Origin of the sequence: Bradyrhizobium commune (assembly GCF_015624505.1) — a bacterium.
Classification (GTDB): Bacteria; Pseudomonadota; Alphaproteobacteria; order Rhizobiales; family Xanthobacteraceae; genus Bradyrhizobium; species Bradyrhizobium commune.
The window spans coordinates 4,238,106-4,259,053 of record NZ_CP061379.1 but is presented as its reverse complement, the minus strand read 5'-3'; the positions used below and the strand labels follow the sequence as shown (position 1 = coordinate 4,259,053).

Genomic DNA, 20,948 nt, shown 5'->3' with positions numbered 1-20,948 from the left:
TGGCTGAGAGGAGATTCCACCATGCCGATCGCGGGGCAAAAGCTGGCCTTTGTCCTGGCCGCGTCCAACCACGGAACGATGATCGTCAATCGCTTCGACTATTGCATGGTCGGTCCTGACCGCGGCTATGGCGTCGGGTTTCAGATCCTCGAAAAGGCCGCGTTCGATCCGACCGAAGTCAAGATCGCGCTCGAACTGCTGGAGTTGCGGCGGCGGCACCACGGCGACGGCGTGATCGCGATCGACTGTGGCGCCAATATCGGTGTGCACACGATCGAATGGGCATCAGTGATGACGGGCTGGGGTTCGGTGATCGCGATCGAGGCCCAGGAACGGATCTACTATGCGCTCGCCGGCAACATCGCCATCAACAACTGCTTCAATGCGATGGCGGTGCATGCGGCGGTGTCCTCCGAATCCGGCACCATGCAAATTCCAAATCCGAATTATTTTGCGCCGTCGAGCTTCGGCAGCCTGGAACTGCGGCCGCGCCCGGGCAACGAATTCATCGGCCAATCGATCAGCTACACGGAAAACACCGTCCAGATCCGGAAAATGACCCTGGACGAGCTCAATCTGCCGCGCGTCGATTTCATCAAGATCGACATCGAGGGCATGGAGCTCGAGGCCCTCAGCGGCGCGCGAAAGACGATCAAGAAACACCGCCCGATCCTGTTGATCGAAAAGATCAAGACCGATGACAGGAAGCTTGCGCATTGGCTCGAGGACCATGGCTATCAGTCCATGGTGCTCGGCATCAACGTCCTCGCCGTCCATCAGAGCGATGCGGGCTGGAAGGAGATCAGCGCACCGCAGGATGCCGGCCAGCCGCACGCGGCGTGACGAAAACGGATCAGCTGCGTAGGGTGGGCAAAGGCGCACTTGCGCCGTGCCCACCATTTCTCGACGATTGCGACACTGATGGTGGGCACATTTCGCTTTGCCCACCCTACAAGATCAGCGGAAAACGAGAGCGCGAATTCGCTTGCCTTGGTGAGAGTCCTTTTGCACTCTCTTGGCAAGGAGACCAACGCATGAAGATCATAACCGTCGCGTGCGCGCTCGGAACCGCCCTGGTGCTGGGCAACCTCGGGACGTGCAGCGCTGAAGCCCGGACGCGGAAGGCGCATATCGTTCCTGAATCCCGGCTGAGGGTGGATGTCCCCGTGATCAGGCCGACGCCGTGGGACTATAATGTCGTCCCACGCTATCGTTACCGCCCCGAGGACGACCGGGTCGATCCCTATGGCCCGCCGCTGGTGTCGTCGTGGGTCCGCTATGAGGGGTGGCGCTGGCCGTATTGGTGGTGAAGGCCGCCGGAACTGATTGGGGCCTGTAGCCCGGATGGAGCGAAGCGCAATCCGGGAATGTTGCCACGAGACACAGCGGTCCCGGATTTCGCTTCGCTCCATCCGGGCTACGCACTGAAATCGCCGCTTCATCGCGTTAACCCTGAAATGTTGCTTGCGACGAGGTGATCGCCGCAGTGCCTCCCGGTCCTTGCTCAAAATCGCCCACATCTGTACGTTGCGCTGCAGAAGGGTTAATTTTGCGTAAATGGACCAGTTGGAATGACCGTAGTGCAGGGCGTGGCGTCGGACGAAGGTGCGGACCGGAAAATGCCGCCGGGCGTGCTGCTTGAAGGCCCGGTGGTCGACGCCAAATTTCTCGATTCCTATATCGCGTTCGGCTTCATGATCGGCGGCTCGATCGCGGCGCTGATCTGGGCCTTCTGGCAAGGCATCGGCCGGGTCGAGGTTGCGGTCTTCGTCGGCATGTTTTTGCTGACCACGGTCGGGATCGGCTTCATGCATCGCTATTTCGTGCATCGCAGCTTCCGCTGCGGTCCGGTGATGCGGACGATCTTCGCCGCGATCGCCACGCTGGCGGTGCAGGGCTCGATTTTGAAGTGGGTGAGCAACCATCGCCGCCACCATCTTCACTCCGACAAGCCCGGCGACGTCCACAGCCCTTATTATGACGGCGCCGGCAACCGCTTTGCCAGCTTCGCCAAGGGAATGATGCATGCGCAGGGCGGCTGGGTGTGGGACCAGGCGACCACCGATGGCGAATACTACGCCCGGGATATTCTGGCCGACCCGATCTCCATGTACTTCACCCGGACGCGCTGGTACTGGTACGCGCTCTCGGCGGTGATCATTCCGGGCGCGATCGGCTACGCCTTTGGCGGCGTGCACACGATGATCGGCTGCATCCTGTTCTCCGGCCTGTTCCGCAGCTACATCATGACCATGGCGACCTCGCTGGTGAACTCGGTCTGCCACAGCGACGGTCGCTGGGGCTACCGCCGCTTCGACAGCAATGACGGCACGACCAACGAGCTCGTGACCACGATCCTCACCTTCGGCGAGGGCCTGCACAACAACCATCACCGGTTTCCGCGCGACGCCTACATTTCGCACGCCTGGTACGAGATCGATGTCAACGGCCTGATCATTCTCGGGCTCGGCAAGCTGGGGCTCGTGCACGACATTTTTTCGGCCCGAAGCCGGACCCAAAGCTCCGGGGACGGCGCAAAAGCTTCGGCGCCAGAAACGGAAGCTACGGTCTGACGGCTGCCTGCAGCCCGGATGGAGCAAAGCGCAATCCGGGATGTTACCAGAATGCAGGGGTCCCGGATTTCGCTTCGCTCCATCCGGGCTAAGAGCTCGCTTCCGTCATCCGCCGCTAGCCGCTGAAACTGCCGCTTCATCGCGTTCGGGGCGCGCAGGCGATCTCGGGAACCTGCCGTAGACTGTCGTCGTGATTCCATCCATTGACGCGTGCCAGCGATGTATCTACATTGTATCATCAATGGCGGAGGTCGCGGATGAAGGTCGCATTTCAGAAATGGGGCAACAGCCTTGCGCTGCGCGTGCCGAAAGCGTTCGCCGACGAGATCGGGGCCCGCGACGGCAAGGCCGCGGAGATGACCGTGAGCGACGGCAAGCTGGTCATCGAGATCGCGCGGCCGCAGCGGCGCAAGCGTCGCTATGCGCTGGACGATCTGGTCGCGGGGATCACGCCGGCCAACCGTCATGACGAGACCGATTGGGGGCCGGCCGTTGGCAGCGAAGCCTGGTGACTATTGTCCCGAGGCCGGGGACGTCATCTGGATCGATCTGGATCCGACGCTCGGACACGAACAGAGCGGCCGGCGACCCGCCATCGTCGTGTCGCCGCGGAGCTACAATGCGGTCGCCGGCCTGTGCGTGATCTGCCCGATCACCAGTCGCGTCCGCGGCTATCCATTCGAAGCCGTCCTGCCCGAGGGCGCAAGCGTTCGTGGCGTCGTGCTTGCAGACCAGCCCCGGAGCATTTCCTGGGAGAAACGACCGATCATGCCCGCCGGACGGGCGCCCGACGCGCTGCTCACCGAGGTCCGCGAACGGTTGGCTGCGTTGCTCGGAATAGAGTGAACGTACCGACGTCATTTGATTGTCGTGATGCGTCGCAAGGCGCCGAAACTGCCGCTTCATTCGCGTTGGCGCCGCGGCAAGGCTAGCTCTTTCATCCCTTGACACTCGGCTGGAGCGCGGATCACGCTGCGAGCAAATAGGTGGGGGTGGCGGAGTGGCGCGGGAACCATGGCAGGTTTTCGAGGAGAACAAGCGGCGCGACGAAGCGCGTCGAAGCGGCGGCAAGGGCGGCTTTCCGCTCAAGGACGTTTTGGTCGTATCCACCTCGACGGCCGCCTTCCTGATGTCGGCGACGACAACCTACCTGAGCTCGTTCCGCGAACTCGACGACGTTCGCGTCGTGGTCGCGCACCATCCGATGATGTGGCACGAACCGCTGGCGGATAAGGTCAAGCTGCTGGCCAAGCACGACATGACCTTCTCGAATGCGGGCAATCGCAGTGCGGCGATTACGGCGATAAGCCTGTATATCAACCGCAATTTTCCCGGGGCGGCCCCCGATGAGAAGGTCAGCTGCGAGCACGGTGGCACAGCAAGCTCGGCGGCCTACGACATCAAGCCGTTCACCATCGCCCCCCGAGAGACGATCGTCAAATCGGTTCATCTGGTGACGCCGGATGCCTCACCCGATCCCGATGACGGGGTGGAACTGTCGTTGCAGACCATGAGCACGCCGGCTGACTTCGAGATGAAGCTGCATCTCTGCATCCTGTTTGCCGTCGTCACGCCCGATGTCCAGTATCGCGTGCGCAAGGAACTCTCTCCGGAGCTGTCGTTCAGGCACTCCGGTAGTTTCCGCTACAACGTGCCCAGGCGCGGCGAGACGCGAAGCTCGATGTTCGAGCAGATGGAGGTGGGGCAGTGGGTTCTGGTCAAGGCGGCAAAGACCATCTTCACATCCAATAGAGACTTTGCCGATCGCTGAATAAAGCTTGGCGCGGTGCCGCGGAACGCAGCCATTTAACTGCATTGTCTCCGTAATCCGTAATTCCGGCCATCAATAGCGGCCGCCGCTGCCCTTTTGCTGCGTGATCCAGGCCGACAATGTTTTCGGCGCCGATCTCGCAGTCTGGCCCGGTGATGCCTTCGGATTGTCGCGGGCGCCTTTCGCCGGACGGGCGCGCAGCGCTTCCGTTGCGTTGACGCTCTTCAAGGCAGAAGTCGATGCCTCCGCGGCTTCCTTCTCCAGGCGCAACTGTTTCAATCTCGCCATCTTGATGCGCTCTGCCTCGACTTCGGGTCGGTCGGCGAGCTGCGGCTTGTGTTGAGCAAACTCGGCCCGGACCAGGACGCCGGTAATGGTTGTCTCGCCGAGCGCCTTGCAGGCTTCGAGCCGGTGCAATCCCTCGACCAGAACGAGCCGGTCTCCGTCGAGCCGAACGGAAATGGGGGCCTGTTGTCCGATGTCCAGAATGCTTTCCGCGATCTCCCCGACGATCTCGGGCTTGATAGCTTTCTTCTGCTTCGTGGGAACGAAGATCTTCTCGATCGGGAAGCTTTCCGGTTTGGGCATAACTTTAACTCCGCTTCTACCGGGCCCGTCGGAACCCATGCCGGTGAGGTCGGGAGTTTAGGAGGGAAGGGCTCGACCGCAAAGGTAATTCGGAGGAAGGCGGTGTGCACTTGATCAGGGGGCGCATGCGAAAGTTAGCCGAAGTAGCCGATCCGGCGATAGCGAGGGAAGTTAGTGTGTTGGCACCGTAATTTCCGAGGGTGAGGCTCGGCCAGAGAGTTAAGTGCACCCGAATTTCACTTAAGCTTGCGCCACCTATCAGGGGTGCCCTCGGAGGTCTTACGTACGCGTTCAACGTGCAATCTTCCATCCGGACTTAGTTCTCGGGCTCGCTCAATAGCCTGACGTTGAGTAGGCAACACATCGCTAGCCCGTTCCGAATTGGCACGTCTTACCGCATAATCACCTTCCGGTCGCCGTTCGATGTAGACATGCTTGTTGCTTGATACCTGCTTCGCTTTTCTCTCGGTCTGCGGCTTGCTTGTGCTCTCATCCGTTCGTTTCGTGATGTCGCCTCGGCCCGCTAGCAGACCGGATATGGAGATGTCTTCGTCCAGGTGCTCCCAGTGTAAGCCAAGACGGCTCAGCTCGACTTGTGCACGTTGAGCGGGCTTCGCACGAAGTAGACGCGGAAACCATGCTAGCGGTACGCGCAACGTTCGACCGTCACTCAGATCGACGGTCATCGTATGTTGATCAAAGGACACTTTAGTTGCCGAAACGGTCATTCCATGCTCTTAGGAGGAGTTCTCGGTTGTCCAAGACGGTTCTGAGAATATTAGAAAGTTCGCGGGGATTGAAGCCGTAACTGTCTTCTACGAGCACCTCGGGCTCAAGCCAAACCTTTGCATCCTTCCCGCCGCCCCTAACGTGAACGTGTGGCAGTTCGGGGGGCTGACCTTCGTTTGAATAGAAAAAATACTTGAGGCCGTCACGACGTAGGACAACTGGCATTTCTCCCTCAAGGTCCTAGTCGGTTCAATTTGCTGGGCCTATTGTACCTGATCGCCGTCCTGAAAACGATCGTAGATTGCGTCGCAGCCTTGGCACATATATTTGTTGCCGACCGGGAAGAGCTTTTGTTGGCCACAACACGAACAGATTTCGTTGAGAAATGATGGGGTAGCGACAGACGATGATGTCGGTACAAGGGCGGCACGAACCTGATCGGCCATTTGGCGTATGCGACCAGAAGCTTCAGGACGAGCAATCTCCTCCTGTACCTGTTCGAAATAAATATGCGCCGCCTGAAGGCTGAGACCGAACTCAATAGATATCGCTTCAGGCGAAGTGAGGCCGCGGCCAATTTTGTCGTTGATGAGGAACGCTCCTCCAAAAGTCATCGCTTGGCGTTCGGCAGATTTAAATTTCGGAATCCAGTCGGATCTTTTGTTGCCTGATCCGCGGCGCGGCATGGCTGCTCCGGACATGAGCTTATTTAGGTGGAGAGTGGCGTGTCCGAGTTCGTGGGTAACGGTGTATCGAGCGAAGCCATCGCCTAGATAGGCGTCGTGCCGTATGCGACGCGGTATTTGGACTAGGATTTTAGTTCCATCGTAAGTTGTGAGGCCAACATCATGTGGAAGCGCTTCGTCAGCAACTACCTCGAGGCGAAATGACTTCACTCCTTGGACAGTCCAAATTTTGTCGACGCCCTCCAAGATCAGCGGGTCGACGCGTCTGGCATCGCCCAGTCCTAAGAAGATGCGAGCCCGTTTGGCATAAGCCTGCACCTCAGAATCGCTAAGCGGGTCCACAAAATAATCGTCGCTTGACATGATCTTGCCCCGTTTTAATTCCCCCGCCTGCTTGTTCTCCCGCGATCAATATGTGAGTGCGTCAGGCCTTACGCCACTTGTCTGGCGAGCCGATATTGGTGTTGCGCACTCGCTCGACATGAGGCCGAGAGCCTGGACTAAGCTCCTTTGCGCGTTCTATTGCCTCGCGCTGTGTGGGTAGCACGTCGCTCGCGCGCTCAGAATTGGCTCGACGAACAGCGTAATCGCCTTCATCGCGCCGCTCGACGTAGATGCGTTTGTCTTTCATCTTAACTCCTTGCGCCTTTAGAAAATGCCCGGGGCGAACCCCGGGCATTTCCACTCTAAGAGCAACCAGTCGTTGAACCACACGTGTCGCACTTCATGCACGTCCCGTTCCGCACCAGCGTGAAGTTGCCGCACTCGCCGCACATCTCGCCTTCGTAGCCCTTTGCTTTCGCTTCCGCGCGGCGCTCGGCCTTGCTGGGGGCTGCTTGCTGCGCGGCGCCGGCCTTGCTCCACTGGAGCGCCTCGAGCTTCTCGGTGGGCGAGAGATCGTGGTTGGCTTCCTGCTTCAAGGCAACTGCGCCTTCGAGGGCGTCGCCGACACGGGCCGAGGCACCGTGGGCGGCGAGCGAGGTGACGCGGCTGCCGCCGGCAGGCGCGCTGTCGTTGCCTTGCGCGATCGCGGCCGAGCCGCCGCGCATCACGACGAGGTTGTCGGTGCGGGAGCGGGTGAGGCCGCGCGAGACCAGCTTGGTCGCGTGGTGGCCGCCGTGCTCGTCGTCCGGCTCCTTGCCTTCCTCGACGCCCTTGCCGAGCGCGTCAAAGCCGGTCTCGCTGGGATCGACATGGGCGAGGTCGAAGCGCGAGAGGTAGCTCACCGCCAGCTCGCGGAAGACGTAGTCGAGGATCGAGGTCGCGTACTTGATGCTGTCGTTGCCCTGCACGGGGCCCGCCGGCTCGAAGCGGGTGAAGGTGAAGGCGTCGACATATTCGTCGAGCGGCACGCCGTATTGCAGGCCGAGCGACACCGCGATGGCGAAGTTGTTGATGAAGGAGCGCAGCGCCGCACCCTCCTTGTGCATGTCGATGAAGATCTCGCCGATGCGGCCGTCGTCATATTCGCCGGTTCTCAGATAGACCTTGTGGCCGCCGACGACCGCCTTCTGGGTGTAGCCCTTGCGGCGATCCGGCATCTTCTCGCGCTCGCGCATCACGACGATGCGCTCGACCAGCTTCTCGACGATCTTCTCCGAGACCTGGGTCGCGCGTGCGGCCATCGGCTTCTCGTAGAGGCTCTCGACCGCATCGTCCTCGTCCTCATCATCGCTGATGAGCTGCGAGTTGAGCGGCTGGCTGAGCTTGGAGCCGTCGCGATAGAGCGCGTTGGCTTTCAAGGCCAGTTTCCACGACAGCATATAAGCGGACTTGCAGTCCTCTACAGTCGCGTCGTTCGGCATGTTGATGGTCTTAGAGATCGCACCCGAGATGAAGGGTTGCGCTGCCGCCATCATGCGGATGTGGCTCTCGACCGACAGGTAACGCTTGCCGATCTTGCCGCAGGGATTGGCGCAGTCGAACACCGCGTAGTGCTCGGCCTTGAGGTGCGGAGCGCCTTCCACCGTCATCGCGCCGCAGATGTGGACGTTGGCCGCCTCGATCTCGCGCTTGGTGAAGCCCACGGCCTGGAGCAGGTCGAAGCCGGGAGCCGCGATCGCCTCGGCGCCGATGCCGAGCTGATCGCGAATGAAGTCCTCGCCAAAGGTCCACTTGTTGAAGGCGAACTTGATGTCGAAGGCCGTCGGCAGCGCCTTTTCGACCTTGGCGATGGCGTCGTCGGTAAAGCCCTTGGCCTTCAGCGTCGAGGCGTTGATGCCGGGGGCGTTGGAGAGCGAGCCGTGGCCGACGGCATAGGCCTCGATCTCCGCGATATCAGCTTCGCGATAGCCGAGCGCGCGCAGCGCCGCGGGCACCGCGCGGTTGATGATCTTGAAGTAGCCGCCGCCCGCGAGCTTCTTGAATTTTACAAGTGCGAAGTCGGGTTCGATGCCGGTGGTGTCGCAATCCATGACCAGGCCGATCGTGCCGGTCGGCGCGATCACCGTGGTCTGGGCGTTGCGATAGCCGTGCTTCTCGCCGAGCTCGAGCGCCGCATCCCAGGCCGCCTTGGCATGGGCGACGATGTCCTGTTGCGGGCAGGAGGCGTGGTCGAGCGGCACCGGGTTGACGCTGAGCGCCTCGTAACCGCTGGTCTCGCCATGCGCGGCGCGGCGGTGGTTGCGGATCACGCGTAGCATGTGCGCGGCGTTCTTCTTGTAGCCGGGGAAGGTGCCGAGCTCGGCCGCGATCTCGGCCGAGGTCTTGTAGGTGATGCCGGTCATCACAGCGGTCAGCGCGCCGCAGAGCGCACGGCCCTCCTTGCTGTCATAAGAGAGACCCATGGTCATCAAGAGGCCGCCGATATTGGCATAGCCCAGGCCGAGCGTGCGGAACTCGTAGGAGAGCTCGGCGATCGCGCGCGACGGGAACTGCGCCATCATGACGGAGATTTCGAGCACGATGGTCCAGAGCTGGCAGAGGTGCTCGTAGCCGGCGACGTCGAACTGTTTTGTCGACGTATTGTAGAACGTGAGCAGGTTCGCCGAGGCGAGGTTGCACGCCGTGTCGTCCAGGAACATGTATTCCGAGCACGGATTGGAGGCGCGGATGTCGCCGGACGCCTTGCAGGTGTGCCAGTCGTTCATCGTGGTGTTGAAGTGCAGGCCCGGGTCGGCCGACGCCCAGGCGGCGTAGCCGATTTTTTCCCAGAGGTCGCGCGCACGAAGCGTCTTCGTCACCTTCTTGGAGGTGCGGGCGTTCAGGTTCCAGTCGCCGTCGGTTTCGACGGCGCGCAGGAAATCGTCCTTCAGCGACACCGAGTTGTTGGAGTTCTGGCCGGACACCGTGAGATAGGCTTCCGAATCCCAGTCGGTGTCGTAGACGTCGAACTGGATGTCCTTGTAGCCCTGTTTTGCGAACTGGATCACCCGCTTGATGTAGTTGTCAGGCACGAGGCTGCGGCGCGCGAGCTTGATCTCGCGGCGGAGCGCCGGGTTCTTCTCGGGGTCGAAGCAGTCGTCGCCCGAGCCTTCGCAGTTGACGCAGGCCTTCAGCACCGCCTTGAGATGCTTCTGGTTGATCTTGGATCCCGTGACGAGAGCTGCGACCTTCTGCTCCTCCTTCACCTTCCAGTCGATATAGGTCTCGATGTCGGGGTGATCGACGTCGACCACGACCATCTTGGCGGCGCGGCGCGTGGTGCCGCCACTCTTGATGGCGCCGGCCGCGCGGTCGCCGATCTTGAGGAAGCTCATCAGGCCGGACGAGCGGCCGCCGCCGGAGAGCTTTTCGCCTTCGCCGCGCAGGCGGGAGAAGTTCGAGCCGGTGCCGGAGCCGTACTTGAACAGGCGGGCTTCGCGGACCCAGAGGTCCATGATGCCGCCTTCGTTGACGAGGTCGTCACCGACGCCCTGGATGAAGCAGGCGTGCGGCTGCGGATGCTCATAGGCCGATTTGGACTTGGTCAGCTTGGCCGTGAAGGGGTCGACGTAATAATGGCCCTGGCCGGGGCCGTCGATGCCATAGGCCCAGTGCAGGCCGGTGTTGAACCATTGCGGCGAGTTCGGCGCGACCATCTGCATGGCGAGCATGTAGCGGAGCTCGTCGTAGAACGTCTGCGCGTCCTCGTCGGAGGAGAAGTACTTGCCCTTCCAGCCCCAATAGGTCCAGCAGCCGGCGAGGCGGTCGAACACCTGTTTTGCGCTGAGCTCGCTGACATAGCGCTCTTTCTCGGGCAGCTGGCTAAGCGCCTCGGTGTCGGGCACGGAGCGCCACAGGAACGAGGGGACGGACTCCTCCTCGACCTTCTTCAGGCGCGCGGCGACGCCGGCCTTGCGGAAATATTTCTGGGCCAGCACGTCGGAGGCGACCTGCGACCATTCGATCGGGACCTCGACGCCGTCCATTTTAAACACGACCGAGCCGTCGGGATTCCTGATCTCCGACGTGGTCAGCCGGAATTCGATTCCCGCATAGGGTGACTGTCCAGTGGTGGTATGGCGCCGCTCAATCCGCATTGTCTTGCCCCGTCCTTATTTTGACCGGACCCGCCCCTCGTTGGAAGCGTGCCGGGTATCATTGTTCTCACGCGACTCCTCCCGGGCCTTCGGCCTTAAGGCTTCGCAGTTCAGCCGGTGGTTTCCGGCCCAGTTTCTCCCGGCGCGATGGTCGGTGCGTGCACCTCTCATCCCGCCGGCATGTCCAGGTCCATCCGCCCCCAAGGGGATGAGCCCGACATGCGTTCAAACGCCCCGCAACGTCACAACGTCTACCGATGCCATTCGAGCCTGTTGCCGGCCCGTTCTGGCGCCCGAAAAATCCGCTTCTCGAGGGCAGACAAGCCCTCATCCCGCTGCCTTTGTCTGGCCTGGCGGAGTGTCGTTCTGCGGACCCTTTGGGGGAGTGCCGGCGGGACGCAAACACACTCGCGCCGAACGGACCGAAAGCTAGGACTCTCCGTTGCGCCCGTCAAGAACTAGTGCGAGTTCCTGAATCAAATACTAAATATGGTGGATTGCGGGGGATAACAGGGGGCCAGCCCGCGCCTGTTGTGGAGGCAAGTATCAGTGAGTCCTCAGGGATTCCCAACCGAAAAAATTTGCATCCCGTGACGATACGGACCCTTCATCCCGCTGTTCACAGGGCCGTTATATTTTTGGGCGCCGGGGTTGCCTCACGAGGACTCACGTAGTGGTACGGACCGTGAGGGCAGGCATGCCCGCCGAGGTGGTGGTGGAGCCAGCGAATCCGCGCCAAGCTGACGCCTGATTTCGCCGGACGACCCCCATGCTTGATTCGACCAAACCGGGCCTGCGGCCGCGCATCGCCCCGGCCGGGCTGATGTTCCTCGCCATCACCTCGATCGGCTGGGGCTTTAATTGGCCGGTGACGAAATTCCTGCTCGCCGAGCTGCCGCCTTTAACCTTGCGCGGGGTCACCGGCGTGCTCGGCGCCGCGCTGCTGGCCGCGCTGGCGCTGGTCCGCGGCGACAGCCTCAAGGTCGCGTCCGAAATCTGGCCACGGCTCGTGGTCGCTGCCATCCTCAACGTCACCGGCTGGATGGTGCTGATGGGACTGGCGCTGCTCTGGCTGCCGGCGAGCGAGGCGGCGCTGATCGCCTACACCATGCCGGTCTGGGCTGCGCTGATCGCCTGGCCCGTGCTCGGCGAGCGGCCGACGGTGCTGCGCACCATCGCGCTGGTGATGGCCTTTGCCGGGCTCGCCTCCATCATGGGCGGCAACGGCTTTGCCGCCAGCGAGGAAAAGCTGCCGGGCATCATCATGGCGCTCGCAGGCGCCGCCGGCTTCGCGCTCGGCACCGTGCTGTTGAAGAAATACCCGATCAAGCTGCCGCCGATCACGGCGGCCGCCTGGCAGATCGGCCTCGGCTGCCTGCCGGTCGCGATTGCCGGCCTCGCGCTCGAGACCTCGCATCTGGATCTGGTGACGCCGATCGGCTGGGCGCTGCTGGTCTATTCGACCGTTGTGCAGTTCTGCATCGCCTATGTCAGCTGGTTCGCCGCACTCTCGCGCCTGCCGGCCTCGGTCGCGGCGATCGGCACCATGGCGGTGCCGGTGATCGGCGTCGTCGCGTCCGCAATCGCGCTGCACGAGCCGCTCGGGGCAGGCCAGATCGCCGCGCTGATCTTTACGCTCGCCGCGGTGCTGCTGGCGACGCGTTAGCTTGTCCTGCCGTTCAGCGCCTTCCGGATCATCTCGGCGAGCTGGTTGCGGCGATAGGGCTTGGTCAGCAACATCACGCCGTCGTCGAGCTTGCCGTGGTGGACGATGGCGTTGTCGGTATAGCCCGACGTGTAGAGCACCTTCGCGCCGGGGCGCATCTTTGCGACCTTCTCGGCGAGCTCGCGCCCGCTCATGCCGCCGGGGATGACGACGTCGGTGAACAGCAGATCGAAGGCCTGGCCGCCCTCGATCAATTGCAGCGCAGTCTTGCTGTCGGCGGCGGCGATCGTTTTGTAGCCGAGGCTCTGGAGCTGCGCGGTGACGAAGTTGCGCACCAGCGGATCGTCCTCGACCACGAAGATGGTCTCGGCGCCGCCTTCGGCCTGCGGCGCGGCGGCAGTCGCCACCTCGACCATGCCGGCGCCCGGCGGCAGATAGAGCTTGATCGTGGTGCCGTGGCCTGCCTCGCTGTAGATCTTGATGTGGCCGCCGGATTGCTTGACGAAGCCGTAAACCATGGACAGGCCGAGGCCCGAGCCTTTGCCGATTTCCTTTGTGGTGAAGAACGGCTCGAACGCCTTCTCCTGGACATCGGGCGGCATGCCGATGCCGGTGTCGCTGACCGCGAGCATGACGTAGGGGCCCGGCCGCACATCCGCATTGGCCTGCGCATAGGCTTCGTCCAGCTCGACCCGACGGGTCTCGAGCAAGAGCTTGCCGCCGTTCGGCATGGCGTCGCGGGCATTGATCGCCATGTTCAGCACGGCGTTGGTGAGCCTGGACGGGTCGATATGCGAGGACATCGGACCCGCCTCGAGCACCGTTTCGATCTGGATCTGCTCGCCGAGGGTGGGACGCAGCAGTTTTGCGATGTCGGCGATGGCGGCGTTGATCTCGACGTCGCGCGGCTGCAGCGGCTGCTTGCGCGCAAAGGCGAGCAGATGCTGGATCAGCTCGGCGCAGCGCTCTGCGGCATCGTCGATCAGTCGCGCCACGCGCTGGAGCTCGGGCTGCCCCTTCAGCTGCGCGACCAGCGTCTCGGTGTTGCCCGAGATCACCGTCAGCATGTTGTTGAAGTCGTGCGCGACGCCGCCGGTCAGCTTGCCGATGGAATCGAGCTTCTGCGACTGGTACAATTGCCGCTCGATCTCGCGCGAGGTGGTGGCGTCATGATAGACCAGCGCGGCGCCGGAGATCGCGCCGTGCGCATCGCGCATCGGCCGGCCGCTGATCATGAGATGCCGCGCCTGACCGCCGTCATGCGGGCGGACGATCATCTCGAGCTCCTCGAAGCCGTCGCCGCGCAGCACGCGCGCCGAGGGCAGCTCCTCGGGCTTGAGCGGCGTGACGCCGTCGCCGTGAAAGACGTCGGACATCGCGCGCAAATTGCGCAGGTTGGTCCCGGCGCGATGCAGCAGCATGCGCTCGGCGGCCGGATTGGACAACAGCACGTTCGACTCGTTGTCGATGACCAGCACGGCCTCCGCCATGCTGCGGAAGGTGCTCTGGAGCACGTTGATCGACAGGCGCAGCTCGTCATGGGCGGCAACGAGGTGCTCCGTGCGCTCGGCGACGGCGGCCTCCAGCACCTCCTTGGCGGCCTGCGTCTCGTCCAGCGAGCTCTGGAGCTGCACGGTCGCGCGCCGGCTCTCGCGCAACAGCATGGCGACGAGCAGCAGGATCACCAGCGCGCCGATCAGGTCGATGCCGAGCAGCACGATGCCGGTGCGGCGCGAGTCCGCTTCGCGGCTGGCCAGCAGTTTCTCCTCGCCCGCCGCCAGCCGTTCCAGATTGGCGGTCAGCGCCTCCATCAGGCCGCGCCCCTCGGCGCGGTCTCGCAGCGCGTTGAAGGCGTCGGTATCGCCGCTCGAGCGCAGTCGAATCGCTTCGGCCGCGACCTCGATGCGGCGGACGACGAGCGGCGCCGTGGCCTCCATCAGCGCCGTCTGCTCGGCATTGTCGCGGACTGCGAGCTTGAGATCGGCCAGCGCCGGTGCGATCCGGCTGCGCGCCGCCTGGAATTCGTCGACGAAGCCCGCGGTGCCGTAAATATCGTAGCCGCGCACCGCGCTCTCTGCGCGGCGAGCCAGAAGGAGCACGTCAGAGATCTTCTTCAGCACCTCGACGGTGTGATTGACAGAGGCGGCGTCGGACCGCGACTTGACGTCCAGGCCGATCGAGGCGGCGGTGATGAGCAGGAGGATGGCAAGTCCGGCACCGAGAAGGATACGCTGCGATGGGATCAAGGGGCCTCTTTCTTGTCCTTATCCGGGACGTTCCCATCCAGGCCAGCGAGACATTCTCTGATCGTGGTCAGCAGCGCATCCGGTGTGAACGGCTTGCGCAGGCAGCGCGCCGCGCCGAGCTCCAGCGCCATGCGCAGGAAATCCGGGGAGGGCGAGGCGGACGAGGCGAAGGCGTAGCCGGACATCGCAATCAGCGGAACAGCCGGCGCACGCTCGTGAAAGATGCGAATGGATTCAAAGCCGCGCATGTGCGGCATGAAGATGTCGACCAGCATCACGTCATAGGCCTGCGCCTCCAGCGCAGCGAGCCCGGCTTCGCCGCCGTCGGCCAGCGTGACGTCGAAGCCCTGACGTTGCAGGAGAACCTCGATGGTCGCGCCGACCATCGGATCGTCGTCCACCACGAGGATACGCGGCATGACATTTCCCAGTAGATCGAAGTCCCCACAGCGATTGGTGATATCCGCGAATCGTGTGTCGGGTCAATTTTGGAATGGATCAAGGTAGATATGCACGGAGCCATGCATATGCCGGGACTCAAGTTCCCACTTGTTGGCAGGCGCGTTGCCGATTTGCCGGTCGCGGCACGCGATCGGGCAGGTGAATTTCATCGGTTTTCAATGAAAGGTTGAGGCAAATCGCGCGGACGAGCCAAAGCTGCTCACGTCAAGGCTGCTCGTATCAAGACTGCTCACGTCAAGGTCGCTTGCTCATCGCCCGGCGACATCGGTCGGCGGAAACATCGCGAACAGGCGCGACAGCTCGAGCTGCGAATGGGTCCCGGTCTTCTCGAAGCAATGGCGCAAGTGAGTCTTGATCGTCGCCGGGCTCACGCCGAGCGTCGCCGGAATTTGCGCGCCGGCAACGCCGCTCGCGAGCAGCAGGGCCACGCGTGCCTCCGCCGCGGTGAGGCCATAGGCCGCCTGAATGGCCGAGACCATGGCACGCGATTTCGCGGCGGGATCGACGATCACCACCACGACACGCGCCTGCGCCGCGAGCTCCAAGAATGGAGAGGACGGAAGCGGCAGCGGCACGGCCACAACCAGCAACGGCGCTGCACCGGAGGGACGGCTGACGCGCACGGGCTCGGCGAGAGCCGTGCCGAGGCCGGAGGCCACGACAAGCGCGTCCTTCAGCGCGCGCGACAGCGCCTGCCGCTCGCCAGGCAGCGCGGAGGTGAGCTGGAGGCTGCCATCGGCATCGAAGGCGATGCCGTCCGATCCGCGCAGCAATTCCTCGGCGGCGGTGTTGGTTTGCATGATGCGGCCATGGCGGTCGAGCAGCAGGGCGGCGTTCGGCATCAGATCGAGGATGGCGGACAATTGCCGTTGCCCGTCCGTGCGGCTGCCGAGCAGGAGCGAGGCGTCGAGGGCGCGGCAGAGATGCGGACTAAGGCGATCGAGCAGGCGAACACGTTGCGCCACCTGATCGGTGCCGCGCCCCGAGATGCAAAAGCCGAAGCCGCCGACACTGCCGTCGACAGCGAAGCCCCTGTAGTTGATATCCAGGATATCCTCATGCCCCCAGGGAGCCAGCACGTCGGCATAGAATGCGGTCTTATGGATGGAACCGGGCTCGACCAGGGAATTGGCGCTGACGGCCTTGCCGAACGGCACTTTTGTGACGGCCTCGGTCCAGGGATTCCAGGGGTAATGCGCGCGGAAGATCGCGGAGGGCTCCTCCGGCAGCCGGCCGAGGATTTGCGTCGCCGGCAGCTTGCTTCCGCGCGGCGGGACATAGGCGAGCATGCCGCCAAGCGCGCCCAGATGGTCGGACACGCCGACCAGCACGTCCGCCCAACGTTCGGGCGCAGCGACCGCGCCATAGATCAGATCGAGCAGTTCGGCTTCCAAGGACGAACCTCCCACACGATCATGCGTCGACCCAGCTAGTGATCGCGAGCGGTGGCTGGCGGAAACATCGCGAACAGACGCACCAGCTCGACCTGCGAATGGGTTCCCGTCTTCTCGAAGCAGCGGCGCAGATGGGTCTTGATCGTCGCTCGGCTGACGCCGAGCATCGCCGGCATCTGCGCGCCGGCAACGCCGCTCGTGAGCAGACGCGCGACGCGGGCTTCCGCGTCGGTGAGACCAAAAGCAGTCTGGATCGCCGAGGCAGTGGCGCGTGACTTCGCTGCGGGATCGACGATGACGACGAGCACGCGGGCGGGTGCCGCCAGCTCCCAGAATGCAAAGGACGGTCGCGGCAGCGGCACCGGCAGCACCAGCAGGGGGGCCGCGCCGGACCGGCGACTGATACGCACCGGTGCCGAGAGGCCGATAGCGGATCCCGCCGCGACCGCGAGCGCATCCCTCAGCGCGCGCGCAAGCGGCTGGCGATCGACCGGCAAGGTAGAAACAAGTTGCAATCCGGCATCGACGGCGATGCCGTCGGACTGCCGCAGCAGCGTGTCCGCGGCCGCGTTGGTCTGCGTGATGGTGCCGCGCCCGTCGAGCAACAAGGCCGCGTTCGGCATGAGGTCGAGCATGACAGACAATTGCCGCCGGCCATCACCGTGGCTCGCCAGCAGAAGCGAAGCATCCAGTGCGCGGCAGAGATGGGGCGCAAGCCGCTGCAATTCCCGCACCCGCGCGGCGACGCGTTCGGTGCCACGGGTCGACAGACAGAAGCCGACGCCGCCGGTGCCGCCGTCTCCCGCGAGCGATCTGTGCGGAAGGTTCAGGATGTCAGCGTAATCCCAGGGTGCAACGACATCGGCATAGAATTCGGTCTTCTCGATCGTGCCGGGCTCGATGAGCGAATTGGCGCTGACCGCCTTGCCGAATGGAACCTTCGCGACGGCCACCGTCCACGGATTCCATAGATGGCGTTCGCGAAACAGGACGTTAGGCTCTTCGGGCAGCCGCCCCAGGATCTGGATCGGCGGTTTCCTGCTCGACGGTGCTGGGACGTGAACCATCATGCCGCCGAGCGCGCCGAGATGATCGGACACGCCGATCAGGACATCCGGCCACCGATCCGGATCAGCGACCGCGCCGTAGATCAGATCGAGCAATTCGGCTTCCAAGGACTGATGCTCCGCAAGAGTGCGCGCTCAACCCAAAGTATAACCCAGGCGGGTGACAGTTCGTTGCTCAAAATTTCCGCCCTACGTCACGCAACGATACGGGTTCCGCGACGCGGACACGTCCGGTCGCCGATCCCTCGGGTATTCACCAGGAATAACGCACGACGCCCTTGCCGGCATAGCTGCGCAGCGTGTCGGCGAATTCGCCTTCGAACGTGGCGGCGGCGGACCAGCCATTCATCCATCGCAGCTCGGCGGACGCAGTCGTCAGCGCGGAGTCGTGCGGCTGCGCCGCGCCGTTGACGACGAAGCTTGCGCCCGGCAGCGCCTGGAACGTCGCGCCGATCGAGCGGTCGGCATTGAAGTCGTGGGCCCAGGCGAGGCGGCCGCGCAACGTCAGCATCGCGTTGGCCAGGGCGTACGACTTGTCGCCGCGCGCGCCGAGCTCGCTGCGGCTGTCGGTGACACTCTTTGCAGTGTAGGCAAGTGCAAAGGCGGGCGTTCCCACCAGCGCCTGCTCTGCGTAGGCGGGCAGGTCGAAGGTGGTGAATTGAGCCGCGCCGTAGGGCGCGAGGCCGACGCCACCGAGCCATTGTGTCACGAACCGATAGCCGCCCTCGATGCGGCCCGAATAGGCATTCGCATTGAACGCGGCATGCAGCCGGTCGACCCCGGCGATGGTCACGATGCGATCGGTGGTAATGTCCTGAAAGCCGTAGGCGAGTGCGGCGGAGACATAAGCCGGCCCGGATTTGTGGCGCACGAACGCGCCGGCCTGGAACAGGTCGGATCGCCCATAGCCGCTATTATCCACGGAGAAGCTGGTCCCGCCGCCGGCGAGCGCGAAGCCGGCGACCGTATCGGGGGTGAAGCGATAGTCTGCGCCGACGGCGACGCCGGCGAGGCTGCTCGTCGCGGTGTTGCTGCCGAGTGCTGCATTTCCGTCCGTCGTCTGCGCACCGCCGAAGCCTGCGGCCCACACGCTCCAGCGAGGATCGTAGACCTGCGCGACGGGGGCCTTGGTGAAGATCGCGGCGTAGGCGTCGCGCTCGGCCCGGGTTGCTGTGCTTCCGCCATTCCCGGCCGCGAAGGATGAGGTGCCGGCGGACGTTGTGGGATCGCCGCGTCCTGCGACGAACGGATCGGTGAGGACACCCATGAACTGGTTCATGGCATTGAATGTCGCCTGCTGGCTGCCGGTCGCGGCTTCGCCGGAGGCCTGGGTGAGGCCTGAGGCCGTCAAGGTGCCGTAAACGGCGGAAATGCTGCCATTCGCATTGAAGAAATTCGTAAGCGTGTTGGCAACGTTTCGCTGGTTCGTGCTCAGACTGTCGAGAGCATAGTTCAGGGTCAGGTTGAGGTAGACGTTGTTGGCGTCATAGCTCAGGCTCGAGCTGAAGTTGAGCGGCAGTGCGGCGTTGACGAGCGCGCCGAACGTGCCGCTGACACCGGCGCTGGCGTTCAGGATCGTGTATTGCCTTGCAACGTAGCTTCCGGGTGCGAACACCGCCTGCACGGTCGCACCGCCGAGCGTTGCGGAGCCGGAGACATTGGTACGGTCCGCGCTGGAGGGCGAGACCTGAACCATATAAGTCGAGGCGGCGGTAAAGGAGAGCCCGTGCCAGACCGTCAGCGTGCCAATGCCGTTGCCTGGCGCGAGCACGCCGCCATTGACGACCACGTTGTTGACCGTGCCGGTGCCGCCGAGCGTGCCGCCGGCGTTCACGGTGGTCGTGCTTGCGCCGGTGATGTCACCGTTGACGAGCAGCGTGCCGGCATTGATGTTCATCGCTCCGGCGAACACGCTGGAGCCCGTCAGGGTCCATGTTGAATCGCCGACCTTGTTGAACGTGCTGAAGCCGCCATATTGCGCCGGGCCAAGCAGCGAAGCGTCGAAATTAGCTGCTCCAGTGCCGCCCAGCTGGAATGTGTCATTGCCGCCGCCGATCACGCTGCCCGTGATGACCGAGCCCGGCGCCAGGGTCAGCGTGTTGCCGCTGCCGCTGAACACGATCGCGAACAGACCGCCGGTCACTGTGATGGTCCCGGCGTTGAAGACGGATGAATTGCCGCCGAGGAGGTTGATTGCAGCGCTCGTCCCACTGATGGTGCCGGTGTTAACCACCGACCCGCCAGCGTTGGAATTAATCGCGTAGAGTCCGCCTGTGATGGTTCCGCTGGCGTTGTTGGTAACGCTCACGCTGTTGGCGCCGACGCCGACGCCGCCACCTGGTGCGCTGGCGGCAATCGTGCCCGAATTGGTCACGGTCGCGGTGTTCACCGCTTCAATGCCGAAGATGGGACCCGTGATGCTCGCGCCTGCGTTGTTCGTGACGGTCGCGGTCCCGGCGATGATGCCGAAATTCGTGGTGCCGCTGATGGTTCCGTCGTTGGTCACGCCGATCGTTGCGGAAGAGGCACCGATGCCGTAGGCACTGCCCGTGATCGTTCCGCCCGAGGTGTTCGTGATCGTCGCGCTGGTGCCGACCGTCATGCCACCCAGGGTCGAGCCCGTGATCGTTCCCGAGTTGGTGACATGCGCGGTGTCGAAATCCAATCCGTATTTCGTGCCGGTGATGCTTGCGCCCGCGCCGTTGTTGATGGTGCCGCTGTTGAAGACGATCCCGTCGGAGTTGGCATTCGCGTTGCCGGTGACGCTCGCGCCGTTGCTCACATCGACCGTGATGCCGGTTTCTCCGGCGCCATAGCCGCTGACGCCAGCGCTGGTGCCGGGCGCTCCGGCGCCCTGATTGACGGTAGCGCCGGTACAAGTGGCGGTGACGTTGTTGGCCGATGCGGGCGTGCAGTCGGCCCAGGCCGACGATCCCCCCAGCAGCATGGCTGTCAGCATCAGCGAGCCTGCGAACCAGCGGGTGAATTCGCCGCGCCTGCGGCCCGTTGTAGCGTCACGGCACGACTGTGGCATCGCTCATTCCAGTGTCTTGCAATTCGCCGCGAACTATTTCGACTCGTTCGCAGACGTTTCGGCATGTGAATACCGAACGGTTGCAGACACCGCGTCGCCCACCCGGGTGAGGGCGAACCACTTCCGCCGCAACCGTGGCGCGCGCGACACAGTCGGCTCGAGCGACGCGAGACGACACAGGGACTATGACGTCTCCGCGCATGCTGCGCTCCCGATGGGGCGCGCGGACTCAGGGAAAATTGCAGCGAGCTACGCGCGCCTCACCCAGGCGG

Annotated in this window: 18 protein-coding genes and 1 pseudogene; 7 read left to right on the top strand and 12 right to left on the bottom strand. The window is 63.5% G+C overall.

Annotated features, from left to right (window positions below; genetic code table 11):
* The first annotated feature begins 21 nt into the window (after window positions 1-21).
* The 6 genes from IC761_RS20035 to IC761_RS20010 all read left to right on the top strand — a co-directional run bounded on the left by IC761_RS20035 (window position 22) and on the right by IC761_RS20010 (window position 4,344).
* Window positions 22-843, top strand: coding sequence for an FkbM family methyltransferase (locus IC761_RS20035; RefSeq protein WP_195798368.1), 822 nt, complete (start codon window positions 22-24; stop codon window positions 841-843).
* A gap of 191 nt (window positions 844-1,034) precedes the next feature.
* On the top strand, window positions 1,035-1,310 hold the full coding sequence (locus IC761_RS20030; RefSeq protein WP_195798367.1) for a hypothetical protein: 276 nt from the start codon (window positions 1,035-1,037) through the stop codon (window positions 1,308-1,310).
* Between the two features lie 261 nt (window positions 1,311-1,571).
* Complete coding sequence (locus tag IC761_RS20025; RefSeq protein WP_195798366.1) at window positions 1,572-2,573, top strand: acyl-CoA desaturase; 1,002 nt, start codon at window positions 1,572-1,574, stop codon at window positions 2,571-2,573.
* Between the two features lie 257 nt (window positions 2,574-2,830).
* Window positions 2,831-3,085 carry an AbrB/MazE/SpoVT family DNA-binding domain-containing protein gene (locus IC761_RS20020; protein ID WP_195798365.1) on the top strand — a complete coding sequence of 85 codons (255 nt, stop codon included), beginning with the start codon at window positions 2,831-2,833 and terminating at the stop codon, window positions 3,083-3,085.
* Window positions 3,066-3,419: an endoribonuclease MazF gene (gene mazF, locus IC761_RS20015; protein WP_246791282.1), complete on the top strand. Its 354-nt coding sequence runs from the start codon at window positions 3,066-3,068 to the stop codon at window positions 3,417-3,419. Before IC761_RS20020 ends, mazF begins: the two co-directional genes overlap by 20 nt.
* A gap of 154 nt (window positions 3,420-3,573) precedes the next feature.
* Entirely contained in the window at window positions 3,574-4,344 is a 771-nt protein-coding gene (locus tag IC761_RS20010) for a hypothetical protein (RefSeq protein WP_195798363.1), read from the top strand.
* Window positions 4,345-4,416: 72 nt separating this feature from the next.
* Here IC761_RS20010 and IC761_RS20005 read toward each other — a convergent pair whose 3' ends face one another.
* The 7 genes and pseudogenes from IC761_RS20005 to IC761_RS19975 form a co-directional block, all read right to left on the bottom strand.
* Entirely contained in the window at window positions 4,417-4,932 is a 516-nt protein-coding gene (locus IC761_RS20005) for a ParB N-terminal domain-containing protein (RefSeq protein WP_195804716.1), read from the bottom strand.
* 236 nt (window positions 4,933-5,168) lie between these two features.
* Entirely contained in the window at window positions 5,169-5,357 is a 189-nt protein-coding gene (locus IC761_RS20000) for a DUF2188 domain-containing protein (protein ID WP_246791572.1), read from the bottom strand.
* A gap of 60 nt (window positions 5,358-5,417) precedes the next feature.
* Window positions 5,418-5,660, bottom strand: a pseudogene (locus tag IC761_RS19995) (DUF2442 domain-containing protein); the annotation flags it as partial.
* Window positions 5,641-5,886: a DUF4160 domain-containing protein gene (locus tag IC761_RS19990; RefSeq protein ID WP_195798362.1), complete on the bottom strand. Its 246-nt coding sequence runs from the start codon at window positions 5,884-5,886 to the stop codon at window positions 5,641-5,643. The gene IC761_RS19990 and the pseudogene IC761_RS19995, both read right to left, overlap by 20 nt.
* Window positions 5,887-5,924: 38 nt before the next feature.
* Complete coding sequence (locus tag IC761_RS19985) at window positions 5,925-6,710, bottom strand: ImmA/IrrE family metallo-endopeptidase (protein WP_195798361.1); 786 nt, start codon at window positions 6,708-6,710, stop codon at window positions 5,925-5,927.
* A 61-nt stretch (window positions 6,711-6,771) separates the two neighbouring features.
* Complete coding sequence (locus IC761_RS19980) at window positions 6,772-6,978, bottom strand: DUF2188 domain-containing protein (RefSeq protein WP_195798360.1); 207 nt, start codon at window positions 6,976-6,978, stop codon at window positions 6,772-6,774.
* A 55-nt stretch (window positions 6,979-7,033) separates the two neighbouring features.
* On the bottom strand, window positions 7,034-10,807 hold the full coding sequence (locus IC761_RS19975; RefSeq protein WP_195798359.1) for a vitamin B12-dependent ribonucleotide reductase: 3,774 nt from the start codon (window positions 10,805-10,807) through the stop codon (window positions 7,034-7,036).
* A 769-nt stretch (window positions 10,808-11,576) separates the two neighbouring features.
* On the opposite strand from IC761_RS19975, the gene IC761_RS19970 reads away from it, so the two are divergent.
* Entirely contained in the window at window positions 11,577-12,473 is an 897-nt protein-coding gene (locus IC761_RS19970; RefSeq protein WP_195798358.1) for a DMT family transporter, read from the top strand.
* Here IC761_RS19970 and IC761_RS19965 read toward each other — a convergent pair.
* The 5 genes from IC761_RS19965 to IC761_RS19945 all read right to left on the bottom strand — a co-directional run bounded on the left by IC761_RS19965 (window position 12,470) and on the right by IC761_RS19945 (window position 20,676).
* Complete coding sequence (locus IC761_RS19965) at window positions 12,470-14,719, bottom strand: CHASE3 domain-containing protein (protein WP_195798357.1); 2,250 nt, start codon at window positions 14,717-14,719, stop codon at window positions 12,470-12,472. The genes IC761_RS19970 and IC761_RS19965 overlap by 4 nt on opposite strands.
* On the bottom strand, window positions 14,716-15,138 hold the full coding sequence (locus IC761_RS19960; protein WP_195798356.1) for a response regulator: 423 nt from the start codon (window positions 15,136-15,138) through the stop codon (window positions 14,716-14,718). The genes IC761_RS19965 and IC761_RS19960 overlap by 4 nt, the downstream gene beginning before the upstream one ends.
* A gap of 291 nt (window positions 15,139-15,429) precedes the next feature.
* Window positions 15,430-16,575, bottom strand: coding sequence for a helix-turn-helix transcriptional regulator (locus IC761_RS19955; RefSeq protein WP_195798355.1), 1,146 nt, complete (start codon window positions 16,573-16,575; stop codon window positions 15,430-15,432).
* A gap of 35 nt (window positions 16,576-16,610) precedes the next feature.
* The gene (locus tag IC761_RS19950; RefSeq protein WP_195798354.1) at window positions 16,611-17,750 is read right to left on the bottom strand and encodes a helix-turn-helix transcriptional regulator; all 1,140 of its coding nucleotides are present in this window, start codon (window positions 17,748-17,750) and stop codon (window positions 16,611-16,613) included.
* Window positions 17,751-17,895: 145 nt separating this feature from the next.
* Window positions 17,896-20,676 (bottom strand): autotransporter outer membrane beta-barrel domain-containing protein, encoded by a 2,781-nt coding sequence (locus tag IC761_RS19945; protein ID WP_246791281.1) that lies wholly within the window; start codon window positions 20,674-20,676, stop codon window positions 17,896-17,898.
* Between the last annotated feature and the right edge of the window lie 272 nt (window positions 20,677-20,948).

What these genes read in the sequence shown, in the direction of transcription:
- IC761_RS19985 (WP_195798361.1), bottom strand. Translation starts at nt 6,710, where the DNA reads ATGTCAAGCGACGATTATTTTGTGGACCCGCTTAGCGATTCTGAGGTG.
- IC761_RS20035 (WP_195798368.1), top strand. Translation starts at nt 22, where the DNA reads ATGCCGATCGCGGGGCAAAAGCTGGCCTTTGTCCTGGCCGCGTCCAAC.
- IC761_RS20005 (WP_195804716.1), bottom strand. Translation starts at nt 4,932, where the DNA reads ATGCCCAAACCGGAAAGCTTCCCGATCGAGAAGATCTTCGTTCCCACG.
- IC761_RS19960 (WP_195798356.1), bottom strand. Translation starts at nt 15,138, where the DNA reads ATGCCGCGTATCCTCGTGGTGGACGACGATCCGATGGTCGGCGCGACC.
- IC761_RS19980 (WP_195798360.1), bottom strand. Translation starts at nt 6,978, where the DNA reads ATGAAAGACAAACGCATCTACGTCGAGCGGCGCGATGAAGGCGATTAC.
- IC761_RS20025 (WP_195798366.1), top strand. Translation starts at nt 1,572, where the DNA reads ATGACCGTAGTGCAGGGCGTGGCGTCGGACGAAGGTGCGGACCGGAAA.
- IC761_RS20030 (WP_195798367.1), top strand. Translation starts at nt 1,035, where the DNA reads ATGAAGATCATAACCGTCGCGTGCGCGCTCGGAACCGCCCTGGTGCTG.
- IC761_RS19975 (WP_195798359.1), bottom strand. Translation starts at nt 10,807, where the DNA reads ATGCGGATTGAGCGGCGCCATACCACCACTGGACAGTCACCCTATGCG.
- IC761_RS19970 (WP_195798358.1), top strand. Translation starts at nt 11,577, where the DNA reads ATGCTTGATTCGACCAAACCGGGCCTGCGGCCGCGCATCGCCCCGGCC.
- IC761_RS19990 (WP_195798362.1), bottom strand. Translation starts at nt 5,886, where the DNA reads ATGCCAGTTGTCCTACGTCGTGACGGCCTCAAGTATTTTTTCTATTCA.
- IC761_RS20020 (WP_195798365.1), top strand. Translation starts at nt 2,831, where the DNA reads ATGAAGGTCGCATTTCAGAAATGGGGCAACAGCCTTGCGCTGCGCGTG.
- IC761_RS19945 (WP_246791281.1), bottom strand. Translation starts at nt 20,676, where the DNA reads ATGCCACAGTCGTGCCGTGACGCTACAACGGGCCGCAGGCGCGGCGAA.